Annotated in this window: 17 protein-coding genes and 1 pseudogene; 11 read left to right on the top strand and 7 right to left on the bottom strand. The window is 72.1% G+C overall.

Features of this window, described 5'->3' with window-relative positions; translation table 11 throughout:
- A partial coding sequence (locus ACZ61E_RS29855) for a TSUP family transporter (RefSeq protein ID WP_469703218.1) occupies nt 1–346 on the bottom strand: 346 nt, incomplete at its 3' end.
- A gap of 259 nt (nt 347–605) precedes the next feature.
- Nucleotides 606–1,634: a zinc-binding dehydrogenase gene (locus ACZ61E_RS29860; protein WP_469703220.1), complete on the bottom strand. Its 1,029-nt coding sequence runs from the start codon at nt 1,632–1,634 to the stop codon at nt 606–608.
- Between the two features lie 61 nt (nt 1,635–1,695).
- On the opposite strand from ACZ61E_RS29860, the gene ACZ61E_RS29865 reads away from it, so the two are divergent.
- The 3 genes and pseudogenes from ACZ61E_RS29865 to ACZ61E_RS29875 form a co-directional block, all read left to right on the top strand.
- Complete coding sequence (locus ACZ61E_RS29865; protein WP_469703221.1) at nt 1,696–2,004, top strand: ArsR/SmtB family transcription factor; 309 nt, start codon at nt 1,696–1,698, stop codon at nt 2,002–2,004.
- A 535-nt stretch (nt 2,005–2,539) separates the two neighbouring features.
- On the top strand, nt 2,540–3,004 hold the full coding sequence (locus ACZ61E_RS29870; protein ID WP_469703223.1) for an HIT family protein: 465 nt from the start codon (nt 2,540–2,542) through the stop codon (nt 3,002–3,004).
- A gap of 83 nt (nt 3,005–3,087) precedes the next feature.
- Nucleotides 3,088–3,536 (top strand): annotated as a pseudogene (locus ACZ61E_RS29875) (acetylxylan esterase); the annotation flags it as partial.
- 156 nt (nt 3,537–3,692) lie between these two features.
- On the opposite strand, the gene ACZ61E_RS29880 reads toward ACZ61E_RS29875, so the two are convergent.
- The gene (locus ACZ61E_RS29880; RefSeq protein WP_469703224.1) at nt 3,693–4,316 is read right to left on the bottom strand and encodes a hypothetical protein; all 624 of its coding nucleotides are present in this window, start codon (nt 4,314–4,316) and stop codon (nt 3,693–3,695) included.
- A gap of 415 nt (nt 4,317–4,731) precedes the next feature.
- On the opposite strand from ACZ61E_RS29880, the gene ACZ61E_RS29885 reads away from it, so the two are divergent.
- The gene (locus tag ACZ61E_RS29885) at nt 4,732–5,292 is read left to right on the top strand and encodes a peptidoglycan-binding domain-containing protein (protein WP_469703226.1); all 561 of its coding nucleotides are present in this window, start codon (nt 4,732–4,734) and stop codon (nt 5,290–5,292) included.
- Between the two features lie 95 nt (nt 5,293–5,387).
- Here the strand turns inward: ACZ61E_RS29885 and ACZ61E_RS29890 are convergent, their stop codons facing one another.
- The 4 genes from ACZ61E_RS29890 to ACZ61E_RS29905 form a co-directional block, all read right to left on the bottom strand.
- On the bottom strand, nt 5,388–6,053 hold the full coding sequence (locus ACZ61E_RS29890) for a DUF2238 domain-containing protein (protein WP_469703228.1): 666 nt from the start codon (nt 6,051–6,053) through the stop codon (nt 5,388–5,390).
- Nucleotides 6,054–6,251: 198 nt separating this feature from the next.
- Complete coding sequence (locus ACZ61E_RS29895) at nt 6,252–6,611, bottom strand: hypothetical protein (protein WP_469703230.1); 360 nt, start codon at nt 6,609–6,611, stop codon at nt 6,252–6,254.
- A gap of 68 nt (nt 6,612–6,679) precedes the next feature.
- Complete coding sequence (locus ACZ61E_RS29900) at nt 6,680–6,907, bottom strand: hypothetical protein (protein ID WP_469703231.1); 228 nt, start codon at nt 6,905–6,907, stop codon at nt 6,680–6,682.
- Nucleotides 6,908–7,000: 93 nt separating this feature from the next.
- On the bottom strand, nt 7,001–8,161 hold the full coding sequence (locus ACZ61E_RS29905) for a serine hydrolase domain-containing protein (protein WP_469703232.1): 1,161 nt from the start codon (nt 8,159–8,161) through the stop codon (nt 7,001–7,003).
- Between the two features lie 392 nt (nt 8,162–8,553).
- Between ACZ61E_RS29905 and ACZ61E_RS29910 the strand changes: the two genes are divergently transcribed.
- The 7 genes from ACZ61E_RS29910 to ACZ61E_RS29940 all read left to right on the top strand — a co-directional run bounded on the left by ACZ61E_RS29910 (nt 8,554) and on the right by ACZ61E_RS29940 (nt 20,652).
- Nucleotides 8,554–10,971, top strand: coding sequence for a helix-turn-helix domain-containing protein (locus tag ACZ61E_RS29910; RefSeq protein WP_469703234.1), 2,418 nt, complete (start codon nt 8,554–8,556; stop codon nt 10,969–10,971).
- Between the two features lie 258 nt (nt 10,972–11,229).
- The gene (locus tag ACZ61E_RS29915; RefSeq protein WP_469703235.1) at nt 11,230–12,450 is read left to right on the top strand and encodes a metallophosphoesterase; all 1,221 of its coding nucleotides are present in this window, start codon (nt 11,230–11,232) and stop codon (nt 12,448–12,450) included.
- A 250-nt stretch (nt 12,451–12,700) separates the two neighbouring features.
- Nucleotides 12,701–14,239 carry a family 43 glycosylhydrolase gene (locus ACZ61E_RS29920; RefSeq protein WP_469703237.1) on the top strand — a complete coding sequence of 513 codons (1,539 nt, stop codon included), beginning with the start codon at nt 12,701–12,703 and terminating at the stop codon, nt 14,237–14,239.
- Nucleotides 14,240–14,959: 720 nt separating this feature from the next.
- Entirely contained in the window at nt 14,960–16,561 is a 1,602-nt protein-coding gene (locus tag ACZ61E_RS29925) for an MFS transporter (protein WP_469703238.1), read from the top strand.
- Nucleotides 16,562–16,678: 117 nt separating this feature from the next.
- A complete protein-coding gene (locus tag ACZ61E_RS29930) occupies nt 16,679–17,176 on the top strand; it encodes an FBP domain-containing protein (protein WP_469703240.1) in 498 nt (165 codons plus the stop codon).
- Between the two features lie 233 nt (nt 17,177–17,409).
- Nucleotides 17,410–19,707, top strand: coding sequence for a tetratricopeptide repeat protein (locus ACZ61E_RS29935; RefSeq protein ID WP_469703242.1), 2,298 nt, complete (start codon nt 17,410–17,412; stop codon nt 19,705–19,707).
- 102 nt (nt 19,708–19,809) lie between these two features.
- Nucleotides 19,810–20,652 (top strand): AAC(3) family N-acetyltransferase, encoded by an 843-nt coding sequence (locus ACZ61E_RS29940; protein ID WP_469703244.1) that lies wholly within the window; start codon nt 19,810–19,812, stop codon nt 20,650–20,652.
- Nucleotides 20,653–20,763: the final 111 nt, after the last annotated feature.

Consider the following 20,763-nt stretch of genomic DNA (forward strand, 5'->3'; position numbering starts at 1 on the left):
CGAGCGGCAGCAGCAGCGCGGCGACCAGGAGACGGAAGACGCGTGGGCCGGGAACGGCGAAGACGCGGATCAAGGCGCCGACGACGACGCCGGGGGCGGTGCCCGCGACGAGCAGGCGGGTCAGAGGCCCGCCCAGTCGCCCGGCTCGCCAGTGGGAGAGGAGGGCGCCGGGGCCGGCCACGACGTTGTAGAGCAGGTTCGTGGGTGTCACGGCCGGGCTCGGCACGCCCAGGACGCTGACCTGAACGGGCAGCAGGAAAACCGCTCCGGAGACTCCCACCGGCGCGGTGGTGACCGATATCAGGAGCCCGGCGGCGAAACCGGCCAATCCCGTCGACCACTCCACGGCAATCCCCTCGACGGTCACCGACCGGCAGCCGGAACTCGTTCCCGGATCGGATGCCTTCCGTTCACGTGAAGATCGACCCCATCCCGATCCAACCGCCTCGCGGGGCGGGGGACAACCGGCTGTCCGGACAACACTCGTGGACAGAGCCACGGGCCGGCTCCTCCGGCGGCAGCACGCCGCCCATACCCCGAGCCGGCGCAGAGGGTGAGGAGTCCTCGCGGATGCTCACCCGTCTGTTGACGACGCCGAAGCCCCATCAACAGGAGTTCCGTGGCGAGGACGTTGCGCGTGGTGGTTCGTGCAGGGAGTTCACAGCGATGGCGATCTTGCCGCGTGGACGTCGGCGGGCCCCGGCGGCAGAGCCGCCTTCCAACAGGGCGTGCGCCTGCGCGATGTCGGCCAGTGGTAGCACGGTGCCGATCACCGGCCGGAGTCTGCCCTGGTCGACCAGTCGGCCGAGGGCCGTGAGCTTCGCCCGGCCGGGGCTGGCGAAGAGGAAGTGGTAGGTCGCGTTCACGCCCCACGCGGCGAGCAGGTTCTGAGGTTCGGGGATGTCCACGACGGACACCACGCGGCCCCGGTCGGCGAGGACCTCCGGGCTGCGGGCGAGGGTGTCCCCACCCACGGTGTCCAGCACGACGTCCACCCCACCCAGCGCGCGGACCCGCGGCACGTAGTCACCGGCCGAGAAATCGATCGCGTGGTCGGCTCCCAGTCCGGTGACGAACTCGTGATCCCTGGCCCGTGCGGTGGTTACCACCTCGGCCCCCAGCGCGCCGGCGAGCTGGACGGCGGCCGAGCCGACCCCGCCGGCTCCGCCGTGCACCAGGACCCGTTCCCCGGCCCGCACCTTTGCGCGTTCGACCAGCGCCTCCCACACCGTCACGCCCACGAGCGCGAGACCGGCGGCCTCGACGTGCGTCAGCCGAGCGGGTTTGGGGGCGACCAGGGCCTCGTCGACCACGTGGAACTCCGCGTACGTTCCCTGCCCGGCGAAGATCGGCGCCAGGTACCAGACCTCGTCGCCCGGCTGGAAGTCGCCCGCCCCGGGGCCGGTCTCGGTCACGACGCCGGACACGTCGTTGCCGATCACCGCGGGCAGCGCCACCTGGTCGCGGTAGTCGCCGCGCCTGGTCTGCAGGTCGAGGGGGTTCACGGACGTGGCCTCCACGCGCACCAGCACCTGGCCGGGTCCGGGAGTAGGTCTTGGCAGCTCTCGGGTGGCGAACGCGGTGTCCGCGTCACCGAAGCGGACGAGTTCCACCACGCGCATCGAAGTCGGCATGCAGCGACCTTACATCGTCATATCGCGAATCGTAAATATGTCACTGCGTTACGATCGCCGCATGTTCTCGGAAGCGGAGTTGCTGGCTGTGTTCCGGGCCCTGTCCAACCCGGCCCGCCGTCAGATGCTGGTATGGCTCAAGGACCCGATGAGCTTCCCCGGACAGGAGCCCGACGACGTCGAGATCGGCGTCTGCGTGACCGACATCCAGCAGCGAACAGGTCTGGGGCAGTCGACCACCTCCCAGTACCTCGCGATACTGCGGCAGGCGGGGCTGGTGGTCGCCACCCGGCGCGGCAAGTGGACCTACTACCGCCGCGACGAGGCGAACATCGCCCGCCTCCTGGAGACCCTGCGCGACGTGTTCTGATCCGCTGCGGCCGTCCCGGCCACCTGGCTCACCGGAGCGCTCCCTCCGCGAGGCGTGGCGGACGATGATCGCGCCGATACGCCCGTAGAGCCTCCCGCGGAACTGAGAACGGGAGGACCGGCGTTCGGACCCTGCTCGGGCGCCGAGAGCCGGGATGCTCCGCGAGCCGAGCGACGAAGCCCGGCAGCCCAGGGCTTCTGCGCCGCGCCCGTACCGACCGGCCACCGGGCGCCTCGCGCCGCACCAGGACGCGGTGCGGGGCGAGGGCGAGGGCGAGACGACGGTACCCATCAGGCAGCACATGGCCGTCCCGCGCCGGACGGGCGGCCTCGGCAAGGGACCGAAGCGCGGGGAGCAGCGGGCGGCGGTCGCCCCGGGCTGGAACCGCCCCTGGCCGCCGATCCGTCGGCCGCTACCGGATCCTCGCCGAACTCGTCGGCGCGGACTGCCTCCTTGCCCGCGGCTCCCCCGACTCGTCCACAAGGGCGACGGGAACCACGCCCCCTCCGGCGGTCACCCGGCCTACGATCCGGTCATGACGACACCCGAGTGCTTCTCGTGCGGCCAGGAAGCCCGCCTGGACGCGTTACCGCTCAGCGAGCGCATCGCCTTGGACCGGCATTGGCGGGTCGCTCACGCCTTCGAGACCGCGCTTCCCGGCTGGCTCGTCCTGCTGCCCCGGCGCCATGTGACAGCGGTGCACGGGCTCACCGACGCGGAGGCGGCGACGCTGGGGGCCTGGCAGGTGCGGTTGTCCCGCGCGCTCCACGAGGTGACGGGCTGCGTCAAGACCTATGTGGCGCAGTTCGCCGAGTTCGAGGGCTTCGCCCATGTGCACTTCCATGTGATTCCGCGCATGGCCGATCTGCCGCGGGAGTCGCGTGGGCCGGGCGTGTTCCAACTGCTCAGGCGGCCGGAGGAGGAGCGGCCGGCATCGGATGTGATGGAGGGAATCGCGCGCTCACTGCACAGCCGTCTTCTGCCACCGTCCGGGCTCTGACCTACCGTCACGGAGCCGTCACGGAGCCGGGACTGAGCCAGGACTGAGCCGGTTCCGGCGGCGGGCTCGGCTCCGGTGGCGCCCCCGCCCGGCACTACTACCGGCGGCTGATCAACGACGCGGTGCGGGCGGTCGACGCGGTGAGGTCCCACGAGGCCGTGGACTCCTCCCGGGTCGCGGTCCTCGGGGGCAGCCAGGGCGGTGGTCTCGCCCCGGCCGTGTCGGGGCTGCGCGAGGCCGTGGGGCGGCGGTCGCCGACGTGCCGTTCCTGTGCCACTTCCGGGTCGAGGAGGCGATGAACACCCTGTCGTACTTCGACGGGGTCAACTTCGCGGCGCGGGCGACCGCGCCCGCGTGGTTCTCGGTGGGTCTGCTGGACCGGATCTGCCCGTCCTCGACGGTGTACGCGGCCTACCACGCCTACGCCGGTCCGGCGGAGATCGAGGTGTTCGCGTACAACGGCCACGAGGGAGGCGCGGAGTACGACCTGCCGCGCGAACTCGCGGCGATGCATGACGTGTTCGGCCGGTAGGGCCGGGGACGGAGGCCGGCCGGGCGCGTCGGGACGCCGGCGTGCCCGGTCCCGGCCCGGTTTCGACGGGGCCGGCCCGTGGCGTCACCAGTGGGACACGCGGCTTGTCACAGACTCTCGTTCAGGACCACCGTGGCCGACTGGGACAACGACCTCTCAGTGGCCCCAACTGGCGTAGACGGTGACGTTCTGGCCGTTGTCCCTGGCCCCGACGCACACGTCACGCCAGTCGAGCAGCCAGCCACTGGAGCGGCAGCTCTCCTGCCGGAGGCCCAGTTCGCGGATGATCTCCGGGCGGGACAGGCCGTCCTCGCTGGTGACCGTCGCGGCGCGCCAGCAGCCGCCGGAACCGCAGCTGGTGCCTTCGTCGACCACGCTGATGCCCGGCGGCAAGGAGGGGAGGGCCTTGGACGGCGGCGCGTCCGAGCCTTCGCTGATCATCAGCGCGTACATGAGGCCGACCACGAGGGTGAGGGCGAACTGCGCCCCCAGGAAGCCGATCGCTGTGTTGCGGCGGGAAGTCCATTCCGGGGGCGGAGAGTTCTCGTGGCGTCCCTCCAGTCCCGCGCCGCAGGCGATGAGCAGGGGCGCGAGAGCCGTGAACAGCAGATGGGCGTCGGGCCCGGGGGCGTCGATCCGGCCCTGCTGGACACTGATCAGCAGCCCGGCTCCGGCGAGCAGCGTGCCGCCGATCGCGAAGCCGACGGGGCGGGTGCGGGCGATCGTCATCCAGACGACGGCGGGCGCGACGGCGAAGAGTACCCCCAGGACGATCAGCATGTACGGGGAGACGCGCGGCCCCGAGCGACCGGTTCCCCACCACCGGGGCTCGCCTCGGGGCGCGGAGGAACCGGGGCGCGGAGGAACCGGTGACCGCTCCGGCCCGCGCCGTCCGGCGGTCGAGGACGGCGAGGACGGCGAAGACGGCGAAGACGGCGAAGGCTCCTTGTGGGTCGAACGACCGTCACGCCCGGTGGCCGATCCGGGCTACTGTCCCTGTCGTACGGGGCTGACACCGGCCGTGGCGGGTGCGTATGACCCCACTTCCACGTTTCCGTTCCTGCCCCGGGCGCCACGGTGCGTGCCGCGTACCGGCACCTTGTGTCATCTCCGTCAGTGGCCCTCGCGGGACGCCGACCCACGCGCGCACCAACCCAATCCAACCGCATGTCGAAGCACAGCACTCAGGAGAACCATGTCATCGTCCCGCACCCGCCTCCGCGGCCTGCGCCGAGCCGCCGCTCCCCTCACCGCCGCGGCCCTCGCTCTCGGCATCAGCGCGACCCTCACCACCCCCGCCGGGGCCAGCGGCACCTACCACGGCGGCGCCTACGTCAACGGCAAGGGCAGCATGACGGACGGCGACTGGAACAACGAGGGCGTCGTCAACACCAGCACCCACCGGAACTCCAACGTCGCCTGCCTGTGGCAGACCGTGCTCTGGGCGGACGGCTACCTGTCCGCCTCCGACGTCGACGGCATCTTCGGCGATCGGACCCATGCCGCCACGGTCCGGTGGCAGCAGGACCGCGGGCTGTCCGCCGACGGCTCGGCCGGCAGGAACACCTGGACCAAGGCGGGCCAGAGGCTCAACAACAGCAACCCCGAGCGCAGCCCCGACGGGTTCTGGTACGGCGGCTACGCCGGCAAGAAGACGAGCTTCATGGTGCGCAGCAACACCGCCGGCAACTGGGGGTTCGGGGAGCCCGACGGCAGCATCCGGTGGGCCTCCTACAACTCCCGGACCTGCCGCTGACCCCTGCCCCGCACGTGCCTGACTGCGGCGAAGCCCCCCGCCGGATCGACGGGGGGCTTCGCCGCGGTCGTCACGTCGGCCCGATCACGCGGCGGTCAGTCTGTCGGGCCGAGACGGGCGAGGGCGCGGTCGTGGACGCGGCTCAGGAGCAGCAGGGCGCAGGTGGCGCCGATCAGGGCGCAGAACATGTCCCACTGGGTGTCCCAGACGTCTCCCTGCGTGCCCAGGAAAGCGTCCGCGGCCTCGCCTCCGGTGACCGCCGCGAACCATTCCAGCATCTCGAAGACGGCGCTGAAGGCGAGGCAGGCGCAGACGGTGAGGGGGGCGAGCCAGCGGCTGCCGCGCAACGGGGAGGTGCGGACGAGGAGTTCGCGTACCAGGATGGCCGGGACGAAGCCCTGCACGAGGTGGCCGAAGCGGTCGTAGGGGTTGCGGTCCCATCCGAGCCAGTCGCGCACCCAGTCCCCCGCGGGCACCTCCGCGTAGGTGTAGTGGCCGCCCAGGATGAGGACCAGGGCGTGCGCCGCCAGCAGAGCGCACAGCAGACCACTCAGCGGGAAGCGGTGGCGCAGCAGGATCGCCAGGGGCAGGCCCACCATCACCCACACGGTCTCCAGCAGCCAGGTCGTCGGATCGGCCGCGCCGAACCTCGACACGACGAGCGCCGCGGTCACCGCGACGGCGAGCGCGGCCGGCAGACGGCGCCGGGGCGACAGCCTCGCGTCCAGTGTCGGGGCGGGGGTGGAGTGGGTGGCGGTCACGAACTGCTCCTCGTGTTCGGGGCGGGCCCTCACTATCGGGCCCGCCCGCGACCGCCCTCATGAGTACGTGTACTCAGACCACCCCGTCGCCCCACCCGGTCGGGGCGAGTGGAGGCGTCGGCACCCCGCGCGGGAGGCGGCGCACACGATGCCGGACGGAGGAGCAGCAGCCCGAGCGTTGGGTGACGCGTGTGCCGGTCAGTCGCCGCCGTCCCCTCCGCCGCCGTCTCCTCCGAAGCCACCGTCGTCCCTGCCGAAGGCGCCCCCCGCCCCGTCGTGGCGCCCACCGGAACTCCCGGAGCCACTGGAGCCGCCGGAACCGCCGGAACCGCCGGAACCGCCCGACGAGAACTTGTCGCGTCCGTCGGTCAGCAACCAGATCAGCCCGAAAATCGCCCACAGCCACCAGAACGTCGTCGCGTAGGACACGATCACGTCCACGAGAAATGCCAGCACGTTCTCGACGGTCACACCCCTCTCGCCATGGCCGAGACTGCCGTCGGCCGCGGCGGACTCCTTGAACGTCTCGAAGTTCGGCCGGGTCGCCTGTATCGCCATCCGTGCCCCGTCGGCGTCGGAGAAGGAAGAGGCGGGTGACACTCCCTCCGGGAAGCGCCCGGCGGCCCCTACCGCCGGCATGAGGCGACGACTACCAGAAGGAGGAGGAGCGTGATCCCGAGCATCGGCAGGCAGCCGAGGAAGTGGGGGTTCCTCCGGTTGACCTCCATGCTGCCGCCGAACACCAGTCCGGGGTGGCGGTGGACGTAGTGGGCGGCCGCGAGGTCCTCGGCCTCGGATTCGGTGGTCCACCGAGTGGAGAAGCGGCATTCGCCACACCGGTAACGGTGTGCCATGTCTGACTCCTTGATGTCGCGAAGAGGGTGGTGGTGCCGAATGCGTGCCGCTGTCGGGCCGTGTGTGCGCGGGCACCTCGCGGCCCCCGGCGGTCAGGAGCGCCGCGGCACGTCCTCGCACAGGGCGGTGTCCATCAGTTGGAGCAGTTGCGGGGAAGGGAGCCGGCCGATCAGGATCGCCACGTTCGTGACCACCGAGGCGTGGCGTCCGTCGTCGGTGGTCAGGGTGTAGCTCTCGTAGCCCGGCACCTTGCCGGAGTGGCCCCAGGCCGTTCCGCCGCACGACAGGGCCCGCCTGTGGATTCCCAGGCCGTAGGCCGTCCCGGTGTTCACGGTCCGCACGGTGCGCATCTCGGCGAGGCTCGCGGAGGAGAGAACCTCTCCTGCCGCCAGGGCCCGGTAGAAGGCGCTCAGGTCCTCCATCGTGGAGACCATCGCGCCTGCGCTGCCGTAGAGCGAGGGGTCGTAGGAGATCACGGGGGTCCACACGTACACGGGGCCCACCCGGGCGCCGTGGTAGCCGTTGACGGCCGGCGTGGGCAGGGCGCGTTCGCCGGGCGCGGGGAAGACGGTGCGGGTCAGACCGAGGGGCTCGATGACGCGCTCGGTCACGGCCTGGTGGACCGGCCGCCCCGTCAGCTCCTCGACCAGCATGCCGAGGACGTAGTAGTTCGTGTTGGAGTAGGTGAAGCCGGCACCGGGCTCGGCGGCCGGCGGCGAGGAGTTCAGCCCGTGCCGCACCAGCGCCGCGAGGCCGAAGGTGCCGTCCGGGTTCGGCTGAGGCGTGCTCAGTCCGGGGTAGGGGTCGTACGCGCCGATACCGCTGGTGTGCTGGAGAAGTTGGCGCACGGTGACGCGGGTGCCGTCGTAACCGTTGCCCGTGACGATGCCGGGCAGGTGGTCCGCGATGGGCGCGTCCAGCGAGACCCTGCCCTCGTCGGCCAGTTGAAGCACCACCACAGCGGTGAAGGTCTTGGTCTGGCTGCCGATGCGGAAGTGTTCGTCCGACTTGACGGGCCGGTTGGCGTTGACGGTGCCCGTACCCGCGGACAGCGTCCAGGATTCGCCGCCGGCGCCGGCGTGGACCGCGGCTCCCGGACCCGCCACCGCCTGGAACGCCCGGAGCGCCGCACCCGTGGCCGGGTGGTCGGCCCGGGCCGTGCCGGCGTGCACGGCCGGGGCCGACAGCGCCAGCGCCGACGCGGTCACGGCGCCGACGAGGGAGGCGGACTTCTTACTCTTCCATGTGTTCATCATGTTGTTGATCTCTCCGAGAAGGTCGTCGCAGCAGCCTCGAACGCGTCCGCGGAAGCGCGGTCCGCGGATACGGGATCCCGGCTTCCGTAATCGACAAGGCGACATACCGAGCCGGCTCAGGCCGTCCTGACAGTGCGGGCGGTGAGTGGGTCGCCGTGCGGGTGCCGGGGCAGGAAGACATGGATCCTGCGCGCCCCGGACCCCCGCGGTGCGGTGACGGTGAGGTGTCTCCCCCGTACGAGGTGGCCGGCGGGTTGCCGGCTGCACCACCATGGGGTTCGCCCAGCTCGGAGAACAGTGCGGGGACAGGTTGGGAACCGTCCATATGTGACCGGTCGTCACGCTACGCTCGGGCGTCCCGCGGTATCCGTAGGAAGTGGGAGCCCAGAGTGACCAATGAAGCAGGCACGTTCTTGCGCCAGTTACGCAGACGGGCCCGCCTCACACAGGAGCAGCTGGCGGAGCGGTCCCGGGTGAGCGTGAGCACCATCCGCCGACTGGAGACGGGCAGGTCCACCGATCACCGGCTGAGGACACTGCACCAGCTGGCCGAGGCCCTGGAGGCCGACGCGCAGGAGCGGCAACGGCTCACCGCGATCTTCGACGGAGCCCGGTCGGGACCGGAAGGCACGCGGGAGGAACCGGCACCGGCCGTACCGCTCCCAGGTGCTCCGGCCGAGCCGCCGGCCGGTGCGCTCTCCGAGGCCGCCGCTTCACTGGCCCGCGAGGTCGGGCGCCGCTGGCAGCGTGAGGAGAGGCACCGCCGCGTCCATGACCCGTTCCCGCTGCCGGTGCGGTACCAGCCGGCTCCCACCGACCTGATGGACCGTCCGGAGAACATCCAGCGACTGGGGCCGGGCGCCGTGCCTCGGGACCTGGAACTGAGCGGCGAGCTGCGGAGTGTGGTCGACACCTACCGGAGCGTTCAGTCGCGGCGGCTGGTCATACTCGGCCGGGCCGGCTCCGGGAAGTCCGTCCTGGCCATCAAGTTCGTCCTCGATCTCCTCGCGGCACCCGTCCCTTCGGTCCGGGTGCCGGTGATCTTCAGCATCGGATCCTGGGACCCGCTCACCACCACCCTGCGTGACATGCTGGTCGACCGTCTCCTCCGGGACCACCCCCATCTGGCCCACCGGACGGCTGACGGGGCGACGCTGGCCGGCGCGCTCGTGGACGCCGACCTGATACTTCCGGTCCTCGACGGATTCGACGAACTGGCTGAAGCCCTGCGCGGCCCGGCGCTGGAAGCGCTCAACGCCACCTCCCTCCCGCTGGTCCTGACCAGCCGGCGGGACGAGTACGCCCGAGCGGTCCGCCAGGTTCACGTCCCACTGGTGTGGGCCGCCTGCGTCGAACTCACCGACCTGACCGTCGAGGATCTCGCCGCCTACCTCCCCCGGACCGACCGTCTCTCCGCCTCGTCCGGCGGCGGGCACGACGCGGGCGTGTGGGACGCCGTTCTGGAGCGCCTGCGGGACGGGGGCACCCCGGCGAGCGCCCGGCTCGGGCAGGTCCTCGGCACGCCGCTGATGGTCACTCTGACGCGGACGATGTACGGCGAGGCCCCCGGAAAGGACCCGCTGGAACTGCTCGACACCGCACGCTTTCCCACCGAACGCCACCTGGAGGAGCACCTGTTGGCGGGCTTCGTGCCCGCCCTCTACCGGCATCGTGCCCCCGAGCGGGGCGACCCCCACGGGTACCCCAACCGCGACGCGGACCGGGCCGAGCGCTGGCTCGGCTACCTCGCGCACAGCCTGGCCCGGGACACGCACGGCCGACAGGACCTCGCCTGGTGGCGGCTCGGTGAATCCGTACGGTTGCCGACGCGCGTCCTGCACACCGTGCTGCTCTCCGGGCTGTGCATGTCCGCGGCCACCTGGCTCGTGGAACTCCTCGGACACGCCTTCCTCTACACCAGAGAGCTGGAGCCGGCGACGCTACTGCTGCAAGGGGCGCTGGCCGCGCTCCTCTCCGGACTCGCCTTCGGCCTGGTGCACTGCGCGTTGGCCCTGTTCGGCCGGCCCGCCGCCCTCCCGTCCCGGGTCAGACTCGGATTCTCCGCGACGGACCGCCGGGCCGGGCGCAGGCCGGTCCGTCACGCCCTCACCCGCTTCGGAGCCGGACTGCTGGCCGGCTCGGTGCTGGGGATCGGCTACTCCTGGGCGGACCTCCTGGTGCGCATGCTGGACGACCAGTTCCCGGACACGGAGTCGAGCAGAATCGTGACCAGCAACATGCTGGTCCTCGGTCCGGCCTTCGGTCTGACGGCGGGTCTGGCCTTCGGGGTCCTCGCGCTGTTCGAGGCACCCATGGACATCACCGCCGCCGCCACACCCATGCGGCTGCTGTCGGTCAACCGTGCCACGGCGGTACGGCAGTTCCTCGTGCTCGTCCCGGTGATCACACTCAGCTGCGCCATCGGCGGGTACGTCGTGGTCCGCCTGCTCCGGCAGGTGCTGTCCTGGGCTGTGATCTGGCCGCTGGAATGGGCTCTGCTCGTCGGCGCGGTCGGTGGCCTGGGAGGCGCGGCGTCCTATGTGCTCGCCTTCACGGCCTGGGGGCAGTGGCTGACGGTGGCCCGGATCTGGCTGCCGCTGACGCGCAGGTTGCCGTGGGACACCGTGGCGTTCCTGGAAGACGCCTATCGCAGGGGCGTGCTGCGCCAGACCGGCGCCGTCTACCAGTTCCGGCACATCCGGCTGCAACGGCACCTCGCCCAGTCGTACCGTGGCGCCGGCAACGGAAGCACGTCGGCCGGGGACGAGGGCCCGAGGCCCGGCGACCGCGACCCGGCCGGTCGGTGAGCCCGGTCCGGCGGCCGGTCCGGGGAGACAGGGCGCCCGCCGAGAGGCAGCCGCACTGAGGCCGAGGGGCGAGCGAGCGGGGCGGGTGCGGCGAGCCGGAGTCCGTACGAGCACAGCACCGACGGCCCGGTCGACCTGGCGGCCCGGCGCGCGGCGGAAGGCCCTTCGCCCTTGAGCCCGCGCCTGTGAACACCGGTCGGTCGGCCCAGGGCGACCGGATACAGTGCGCGGGACGGCAGCCTGGTCAGGAGGCGGAGCGTGACCGACACCAGCGACACCCGGCCCACCGAGGGCGAAGCGCGAGCGCCGCGGCGGAGCCCACTGCGCCGGCTGATGCGCTACATCCCCCTGGTCGCCCCCGTCCTGCTCTGGGCCGTGCCCTGCTGGGTGCTCCTGCACTCCGGACAGCACTGGCCGGTGCCGGTCGCGCTCGGCGTGACCGCTCTGTTCGCCCTCGGTCTCGTCAGTATGCCGCTGGCGATGGCGCGCGGCCACGGCCGGCGCCAGCAGGATCGGGCGGCGATCGTAGGTGACACCCTGCTGGGCATCAGCTGGGTTCTGTTCACCTGGTCCGTCCTGATCGGCGGCCTCTTGCGGCCTGTCCTGGCCGTGGCCGGGGTCGGCGAAGGTGAGGACCGGGCCCGAGCCGTCACCTGGGCCGTCCTCGCCGTCAGCGCCGTACTACTCGGCTGGGGATACGCCGAGGCCCGCCGCGTGCCGCGCGTGCGCCGGCTCGACGTGCGGCTGCCTCGGCTGGGTGCCGGGCTGGACGGTCTCCGGGTCGTCCTCATCACCGACACCCACTACGGCCCGCTCGACCGCGCTCGCTGGTCGGCGCGGGTGTGCGAGACTGTGAACACCCTGGAGGCCGACCTGGTCTGCCACACCGGAGACATCGCGGACGGCACCGCCGAGCGCCGCCGGGCCCAGGCCGTGCCACTCGGTACCGTGCGGGCAACGCGGGCCCGTGTGTACGTCACCGGGAACCACGAGTACTACAGCGAGGCCCAGGGCTGGGTCGACCTGATGGAGGAGCTGGGCTGGGAGCCGCTGCGCAACCGCCATCTCCTGCTCGAACGCGGCGGCGACACCCTCGTGGTGGCCGGCGTGGACGACGTCACCGCCGCGTCCTCCGGCCTGCCCGGACACCGAGCCCACCTCGCCGGAGCCCTGGAGGGCGCCGAACCCGATCTGCCCGTCCTGCTCCTGGCCCATCAGCCCGCGTTCGTCGACCGGGCCGCGGCGGGCGGTGTCGACCTCCAGCTCTCCGGACACACCCACGGCGGCCAGATCTGGCCCTTCCACTACCTCGTCCACCTCGACCAGCCCGCCCTCGCCGGTCTCAGCCGCCACGGCGCCCGCACGCTTCTCTACACCAGCCGCGGCACCGGCTTCTGGGGCCCGCCCTTCCGCGTCTTCGCCCCCAGCGAGATCACCCTGCTCGTACTCCGCTCCCCGCACCCCACCGCCTCGCCCTGACCTCGGCCACGTCACGAGGCATCAAGGCCACCTCCGGCCTTTCGGCTTCATCCAGGGTACGGGCGGCGCGTCGCGGCCACGAGCGGCGGGCCCCGGACCCGCTCAGCGCGTCGGACGGCGCGCGGCATCAGTGATCCCGGCCTGCGGCACGGGCGGAACCTCGATGCTTGTACAACGTTGGAATCGGCGGTACAACTCCCGTGCACCTCCTGCGCCACACCGTCAATGGCATCGCATGGAAGGGCACCTCATGAGACTCGTACGGCTCGACCGCCGCACAGGCCACCTGGCGCGTTCGCTCACCGCGCTCCTGGCTCTCGTCCTCGCCGCGGGCATCAGCGCCGGGGCGGCCCCCGCCCACACCGCATCCGCCCACACGGCACCCGCCACCACAGCCCCCGCCACCACGGCCGTCAGCGACCAGTCCCCCACCGAAGCCCCCGCCGGCCCGGTCGCCGCCGGCCGGTTCCGCAATCCCGTGAACACCGGCGCCGACCCGACCCTCGTGCACCACCAGGGCAATTACTACGTCGCCACCACCCAGGGCGACGCCCTGCGCATCTGGAGGTCGCCGAGCATCGCCACGCTCCTGACCGCCGACGCGAAGGAGGTCTGGCGCGACAGCGACCCCAGCCGTAACCAGCAGGTCTGGGCCCCCACGCTGTTCCGCTCCGGCGACCGGTGGTACCTCTACTACACCGCCAGCGACGGCCAGGACTCCGCACACCGGATGTACGTGCTGGAGTCGGCCGGCACCGACCCCATGGGCCCGTACCACTTCAAGGCCAAGCTCGCCGCTCCCGGCAGCGACCGCTGGGCCATCGACGGCGAACCCTTCCAGTTCGGCGGCCGGCTCTACTTCGCCTGGTCCGGCGAGCGGGACGACGGCGTGCGCAACCAGCTCTTCCTCGCCCCGATGAGCAACCCCTGGACCCTGTCCGGCGCCCGCGTGCACCTGTCCGCCGCCGGCAACTGCCCCGAGGTGCGCGAGGGTCCGACGCCGCTCACCAACGGCGCGGGCCGGCTCTTCCTCACGTACTCCGCCTGCGACACCGGCAAGCCCGACTACGCGGTCTGGGCGAAGTCCCTCGCCCCGGGCGCCAACCCCCTCGATCCCGGCAGCTGGCGGCAGGAGCCGGGCCCGCTCCTGTCCCGCGACGACGCCGACGGCGTGTACGGCCCCGGACACCACTTCTTCTTCAAGTCCCCCGACGGCACCGAGGACTGGATCGCCTACCACGCGAAAAGCACCTCCACGGTGACCTACAACTGGCGCACCACCCGGGTGCAGAAGATCGGCTGGACCTCGGCCGGCACGCCGGCGCTCGGCTCACCCGTGTCGCTGGGGTACACCATCGACCTGCCATCGGGCGATCCCGGCCCGGGTACCCGCGCGATCAACGACACGGATCTGGGGACCGGCGACTTCCAGGTGTCGTACGGCGGCGCCTGGCCGTCAGGCTCCGGCTGCGCCGTCCAGTGCTTCTGGGGCAACGACCACTGGAGCGGCGCGGCGAACGCCACCGCCACCTTCCGCTTCACCGGCACGCGCGTCGCGCTCCTGTCGGTGAAGGACACGGGCAACGGCATCGCCGCGATCTCGGTCGACGGGGGTCCGGAGCGGCGGGTGGACTTCTACGGCACACCCCGGGTCGGCGAACAACTCCAGTACGTCAGCCCGGCCTTGGCCCCCGGCTCGCACACGCTGACCATCCGCGTCACCGGCGAACGCAATCCCGCCTCCAGCGGCCCCGTGATCAGCGTCGACCGCGCGGAGGTCTATCCGTAGGCCCGTCGTACGGGTGCGGTCGGGGGAGCATCACCTCACTGGGCGCGGTGATGCCGCGTCCCCCGGCTCCTCCGACGCCTGTACCGCTCCTGACCAGCGGTTCCGGCCCATCTCGGGTCCAACTCCGGTCCTGTCCGGGGTCAGGGGGGTACGGGCGGTCGGATATTTCCGTTCGCGTGGTCGCGTCGATGGGATAGCCTGACCACGATTTCGCGCGGCAGGTTCTCTGCCGCCCCGTTCGGCGCGCTCGGCGTCGACACGCACCGCGTGCCCTGCCCGGAAGGAGGCGAGAGACATGGACCGTGCCGAATGCGTTGCGGCCATAGTTGCCTCCGGCCGTGTGCCCTCCCTCCTCTGCGGCGCGCGGTAACTCTTCCCCCTTTCTCCTTTCCTGGCTTCGGCGTCTTCCTGAGATGCCGCGTCACGAGACGTCCTGGCCTGCGCGGTTCGTCGCCGCACGGGCCACGGGGGCGCGTGCCCGAAGACGGGCCCTTCTCTTGCTGATCACCGTGGTCCCGGCGCTCCCCGCCTCACGACAGCAAGAGCGCCGGCGTGAGTGACACGCGGCCGGTGAGGCAGGCCCCGGGTACTGTCCGCGGTTCCCGCTGCCCCACCGCCATGCCGTGTCCCCGTGCCGCGTGCACCGGCCCGTCGTCACCCCTGTGACCGTCCCGGCCGGCTGTCCCGACAGCACTTCGACACGAAACACGCGTGATCGCCATGAGCAAGAAACGTCCCGGAGGGGAATCCCTCCCGTCCGACCCTTCCCCCGCCACCGGCCGTTCCCCGCACCGCGAGGTTCCCCCCGCGACTCGGGCACCGGATCCAGTGCCGGTGCCGGTGCCGGCTCAACTACCGGCAGAAGCAGAGGTACCGGCGCCGGATCCGAAGCGCTGGTGGGCGCTGGCGGTCATCGCCCTCGCCCAGCTGATGGTGATCCTCGACGGCACCGTCGTGAACATCGCGCTGCCCTCCGCCCAGCGCGCTCTCGGCATGTCGGACGCCGGCCGGCAGTGGGTCATCACCGCCTACACGCTGGCCTTCGGCGGACTGCTGCTGCTCGGCGGCCGGATCGCCGACCTGGTGGGCCGTAAGCGCACCTTCGTCATCGGTCTGGCCGGATTCGCCGCGGCCTCCGCCGTGGGCGGCGCGGCGGCCGGTCCCGGGACGCTGTTCGCGGCGCGGGCCCTGCAAGGTGCGTTCGCGGCGGTCCTGGCGCCCTCGGCCCTGTCGCTGCTGACGACGACGTTCACCGACCCCAAGGAGCGGGCGAAGGCGTTCGGGGTCTACGGTGCGCTGGCCGGCGGCGGCAGCGCGGTCGGGCTGATCGTGGGCGGTCTGCTGACCGAGTACCTGAACTGGCGCTGGTCCCTGTACGTCAACGTGCCCATCGCGCTGGCCGCCCTGATCGGCGCACCCGTCTTCCTGCGCGACCGCTCCGGGCGCCGGGGCGGGCACCTGGACATGCCGGGCGCGCTGCTGGGCTGCGGCGGGCTCGTCGCCCTGGTGTACGGCTTCAGCGAGGCCGAACCCCGCGGCTGGACCAGCCCTTCGGTGCTCACGCTGCTCGTGACCGGCGTGATCCTGCTCGCCGCCTTCGTGTGGTGGCAGAGCCGCGCGGCGAACCCGCTGCTGCCGCCGCACATCGTCAAGGACCGGGTCCGGGCCGGATCGCTCGTGACGATGGGCCTGGCCACCATCGGTATGTTCGGTGTCTTCCTGTTCCTGACGTACTACCTCCAGGTCGTCCTCGGCTACCCCCCGGTGCGGACGGGGCTTGCCTTCCTGCCGATTTCGGTCGGCATCTTCATCGGCGCGACCCAGATCGCCGCCCGGCTGCTGCCCCGCACGGCGCCGCGCATCCTGATGTCGTCCGGCATGGTGCTGGCCGCCGCCGGCATGGTGCTGCTCAGCAGCCTGACCGTGCACGCGCAGTACGTCCCCCACGTGCTGCCCGCCCTGGTGCTCCTCGGTCTGGGCATGGGCCTGACCTTCATGCCGGTCTACGCGACGGCCACCGCCGGCGTGCCCGCGCAGGACGCCGGGGTGGCCTCGGCTGTCCTCAACTCCGTTCAGCAGATGGGAGCTTCGCTGGGCACCGTACTGCTCAACACCATCGCCACCGGCGCCACCAGCCGTTACGTCCAGTCCTCCTCGCACGGTCCGGCCCACGGCGGCGCGACCCTCGACAAGGGCATGGTGCACGGCTTCTCCGTCGCCTACTGGTGCTCGGCGGGCGTCCTGCTGCTCGCCGCCCTGGTGGCGGGCCTCACCGTACGGAACAAGGCGCCGAAGCACACCGGAAACGACGCACCGGCCTAGGTCGTGTCTTCACAGTGGCCCCGGCCGCCGCGGGCCAGGCGGGACTGTGAAGACACGACCCAGCGAGCCGGGGTCGTTCCCCGCCCACCGTTCACCTCACCCCTCGAAGGACCCCGCATGAAACCCCTGACCGAGCTCGACATCCGCAACTCGTTCGTCAACTGTTCGAAGGGCCAGGCCAAACGCCTCCCCCTGCCGAAGGACCTGGCTGACCTCGGCCACTGGGACGATCTGGACTTCCTGGGCTGGTTCGATCTGTCCGCGCCCGAACGGAGGTATCTCGTCGTCGAACGCGCCGGTGCACCGGTCGGCCTGACCCTGCGCTCCGCTTCCGGGAACCGCGGTTTCCTGCGCCGCAGCATGTGCTCGCTGTGCCTGACCACGCATCCCGGCAGCGGCGTCTCCCTCATGACCGCCCCCAAGGCGGGCGCGGCCGGCCGCGAGGGCAACTCGGTGGGCCTCTACATGTGCACGGACCTGGACTGCTCGTTGTACGTACGGGGCAGCAAGAAGGCGGCACCGGGCGGGCGCATGGAGGAGTCCCTCACGGTCGACCAGCAGATCGAGCGCCTGCGCGGCAACCTCGACGCGTTCGTCGAACGGGTCTTCCGGTGATCACGCACTGACCGGACACACGCCGGGTGACGTATCGGGACGGCCAAGTGGGGGCCCGGGCATTCCGGGTTCCCGCCTGCGGGGTGGTGGGGTCTTGAGAGCATGACGTGTCGGTCGGCCGAACAGACTTCCGACGTCGGAGCGCTGTCGAGAGACGGCGTGTGGAGCCTGGAGATGCCGTTGCCCGGATACGAGTTCTCAGCCGCCCGTCCGCCGGCCCGCGGTGCCCTCTGATGGATGTGCTCGCGGTGGTGGGCACGCTGTCGGGGGTCGCCGCGGTGGGGGTCGCCGCGTGGCAGGTGCGTGTTCAGGGCAGGGAGGCGAGCAGGCGCCGTCGCGCCGAACCGGGGGGCCCGCCCGGGGTGTTGGTGGCGCCGCCGGTTGACGCGGTGCCGGAACTCATACGCGGACGGGACCAGGTGATGCGCCGGCTGAGGCGGTGGCTCCGTAAGCCGCCGGGTGCCGTGGTCGTACTCGCCGGAATGGGCGGTGCGGGGAAGTCGACCGCGGCCGCGGCCCTGGCCCGTCACGCCGCGCGGTCGCGACAGCTCGGACGCCGGCCGCGCCGGGTGTGGTGGGTCTGGGCCGCCGACCCCCTCAGCCTCGCGGCGGGGCTGGCCTCCGTGGCGAGGCAACTGGACGCCGGGCCCGCGGATCTGGAGGCGATAGCCACCGGGGCGGCCGACGGCCCGGACCGGTTCTGGGAGCTGCTGAGCGGCGCCCCGTCCGGCTGGTTGCTGATCTTCGACAACGCCGACTCCCCCGAGATCCTCGGCGGCTCGCGCACCGAAGCCGTACGGAACGGCCCCCGGCCGACCGGAGCCGCCGGAGTGACGGGAGCGGCCGGGAGCGACGGCACGGGCTGGGTGCGGCCGTCCCGCCGTGGGCTGACGATCGTGACCAGCCGTGACGCCGACCAGGAGACATGGGGCCCGCGCGCCCGGGTGGTACCGCTGGGGCGCCTCGGTGAGCGCGACGCCGCTCGGGCACTGCGGGATCTGGCGCCCGGTGCCGGGGACGAGGCCCAGGCGCGAGTGCTCGCCCGGCGGCTGGGCGGACTACCGCTCGCACTGCACCTGGCGGGGCGGTACTTGAGGTCCGCCGTCGTCCACTGCCCCACCTTCGCCGCCTACGCCGAGGCGCTCGACAGCGAGGGAGGGCTGTCACTGCTCGACAGTTCGGCGGCGTCCGACCGATTCGTCGTGACGCGGACCTGGGAGATCTCCCTCGACCACCTGGCGCGGGGCGGCGTACCCCACGCGCGGACCCTGGTGCGCCTCCTGTCCTGCTACGCCGCCGACGCCTCGATCCCGCTGGACCTCCTCGACGCCCGTCGTCTCGCCCCGCTCTTCCCGTCCGAGCCGGCGGGCCGTGCCCCCGGTCATCCGGACCTGCTGCTGGAGCAGGGGCTGCGCGGGCTGGAGAGGGTCGGTCTGATCGACACCGGGTCGCCGGGGCGGGAGCGGGCGCTCACGCTCCATCCGCTGGTGGTGGAGACGAACCGGCTGCACTTGCGGGAGGCGCCCGCGCGATCCGCCGAACCGGACGGGGCCCTCGTACGGCGGGTCGCCGTCGAACTCGTGGTCGGCGCCCTGTCAGGGCTGCGCGTCGACGAACCGGCGGACTGGCCGCGCCACCGGATGTTCGGCGTCCATCTGCACGCCCTGCTCGCCACCGCCGCGGACGACATCGCCCCGGACACTCTGACCGCTCTCCTGCGATCGACGTGGGCGACGGTCCGGGCCCTGGACGCGAGCGGGGCGCGCGACGTCGCGGAGACGCTGAACCGTGCCGCGCTGGCCCATGTCCCCGGCCCGGACCACGAGGCCGGCCTCTGCCTGCGCCATCAGCTCGCCTGGGAGCTGGCCACCCGGGGCGAGTTCACGGACGCCGAGCCGATGTTCTCCGACGTGGCGGAGCGGCGGGCGCGGTTACTGGGGGCCGACCATCCTCAGACGCTGGCCACCCGGCACGAACTGGCGTGGGTGGTGGGCTGCCAGGAGCGGTGGACCGAAGCGGAGGCACGCTACGACCTGGTGCTGGACGAACGCCGGCGGGTGCTGGGCGAGCAGCACCCCGACACGCTCCTCACGAGGTTCGAACGGAGTTGGTCGATCGCGAACCAGGGTCGGTTCGACGAGGCGAGGGCGGAGCTGGAGCTGGTCCTGCGGGATCGTGCCAGGGTGCTCGGAGAGGCGCACCACCGGACCGTGGGCACGCGCCACGAACTGGCCTGGATCGCGGCCAAGCAGGGACGCCTGGTCGAGGCGGAGCGGCTCTACCGGCAGGTGCTGGACGACCGTCGGCGGGGGCTCGGCGACGAGCACCTGTCCACGCTGACGGTCCATCACGAGCTGGCCTGGGTTCTGGCCCGAGGGGGCCGTGCCAAGGACGCGGCGGCCCTCTTCACCCGGGTCCTGGCCGTCCGTCGGCGACGTCTCGGGGAGGACCACCCCGATACGAGGGCGACGGTCCTCGCGCTTGACCGGCTGAGCCGGGGCCATGAGATTGACGCGCGTCACCTCGTCTGAACCGGGTGTGCGCGGGCCGCCGACCTGCTGTCCTGGTCGTCACGGTTCTTTCCGTGGAACGAGTCGAACTTCGACGAGCACGACTTCAGGGGGCGTCGCACTGTGCCGATATCCACTCAGCAGCTCTTGACGGCGATGGACGAACTCGAACTCACCGGACGGCCGGTCATGGTCCACTCGTCGCTCCGGTCGTTCGGCGAGCCCGTCGAAGGCGGTGCGGACGCGATCCTGGATCTCTTCCTCCACCGCGGGTGCACCGTCCTGGTACCGGCCTTCAGCGAATCGCAGTTCGGCGCTGTGCCCCCGGCCACGATGCGGCCCGGCCGCAACGCCATCGACTACGCGGACCTGCCCGCCGACGCGCCGCCCGTTCAGCGGGTCCCCGAGTTCACGGTCGACTCCACCGTCCTCAACGCCGGGAACGGCGTCCTGCCGGCACGACTGCTCGCCCGCCCGGACGCCGAGCGCGGGTTCCACCCGCTCAACTCGTTCGCGGCGCTCGGGCCACGGGCCCGTGAACTCGCCGGGGCGCAGAGCCCGGCCGATGTCTACGGCCCGGTACGGCTGCTGGCGGAGCACGACGGCGCGGTCCTGCTCATGGGGGTCGGGCTGAACCGGATGACAGCGCTCCACCATGCGGAGCAGCTCTCGGGCCGCAGGCTGCTCGTCCGCTGGGCGCGGGACGCCGACGGGCGGGTCCTCATGGTCGAGACGGGGTCCTGCTCCGAGGGGTTTCCCCGGCTGGGGCCTTCCCTCCGGCCCCTCGCCCGCACCGCGCGGGTCGGGCGATCCGGGTGGGCGCTCTACTCGGCGAAGGATGTCCTCGCCGTCGCGAGCAAGGCGATGTCCGCCGACCAGACGGTGACCCGTTGCGGGAACCGGGACTGCCTCCGCTGTCAGGACTCGATCGCCGGCGGCCCCACCGGTCCCGCTCCCCTCGGCTGACCCGGCCGTACCGCTGACGGGCCCGTCTCGTGACGGCCTCAGCGACGACGGCACACCGCCCGAGCCGCTGACGGAGTCGGCGTTCTGGGCACTCCCCGCGCGCCCCTCACC

The organism is Streptomyces sp. NPDC104581 (assembly GCF_055583685.1).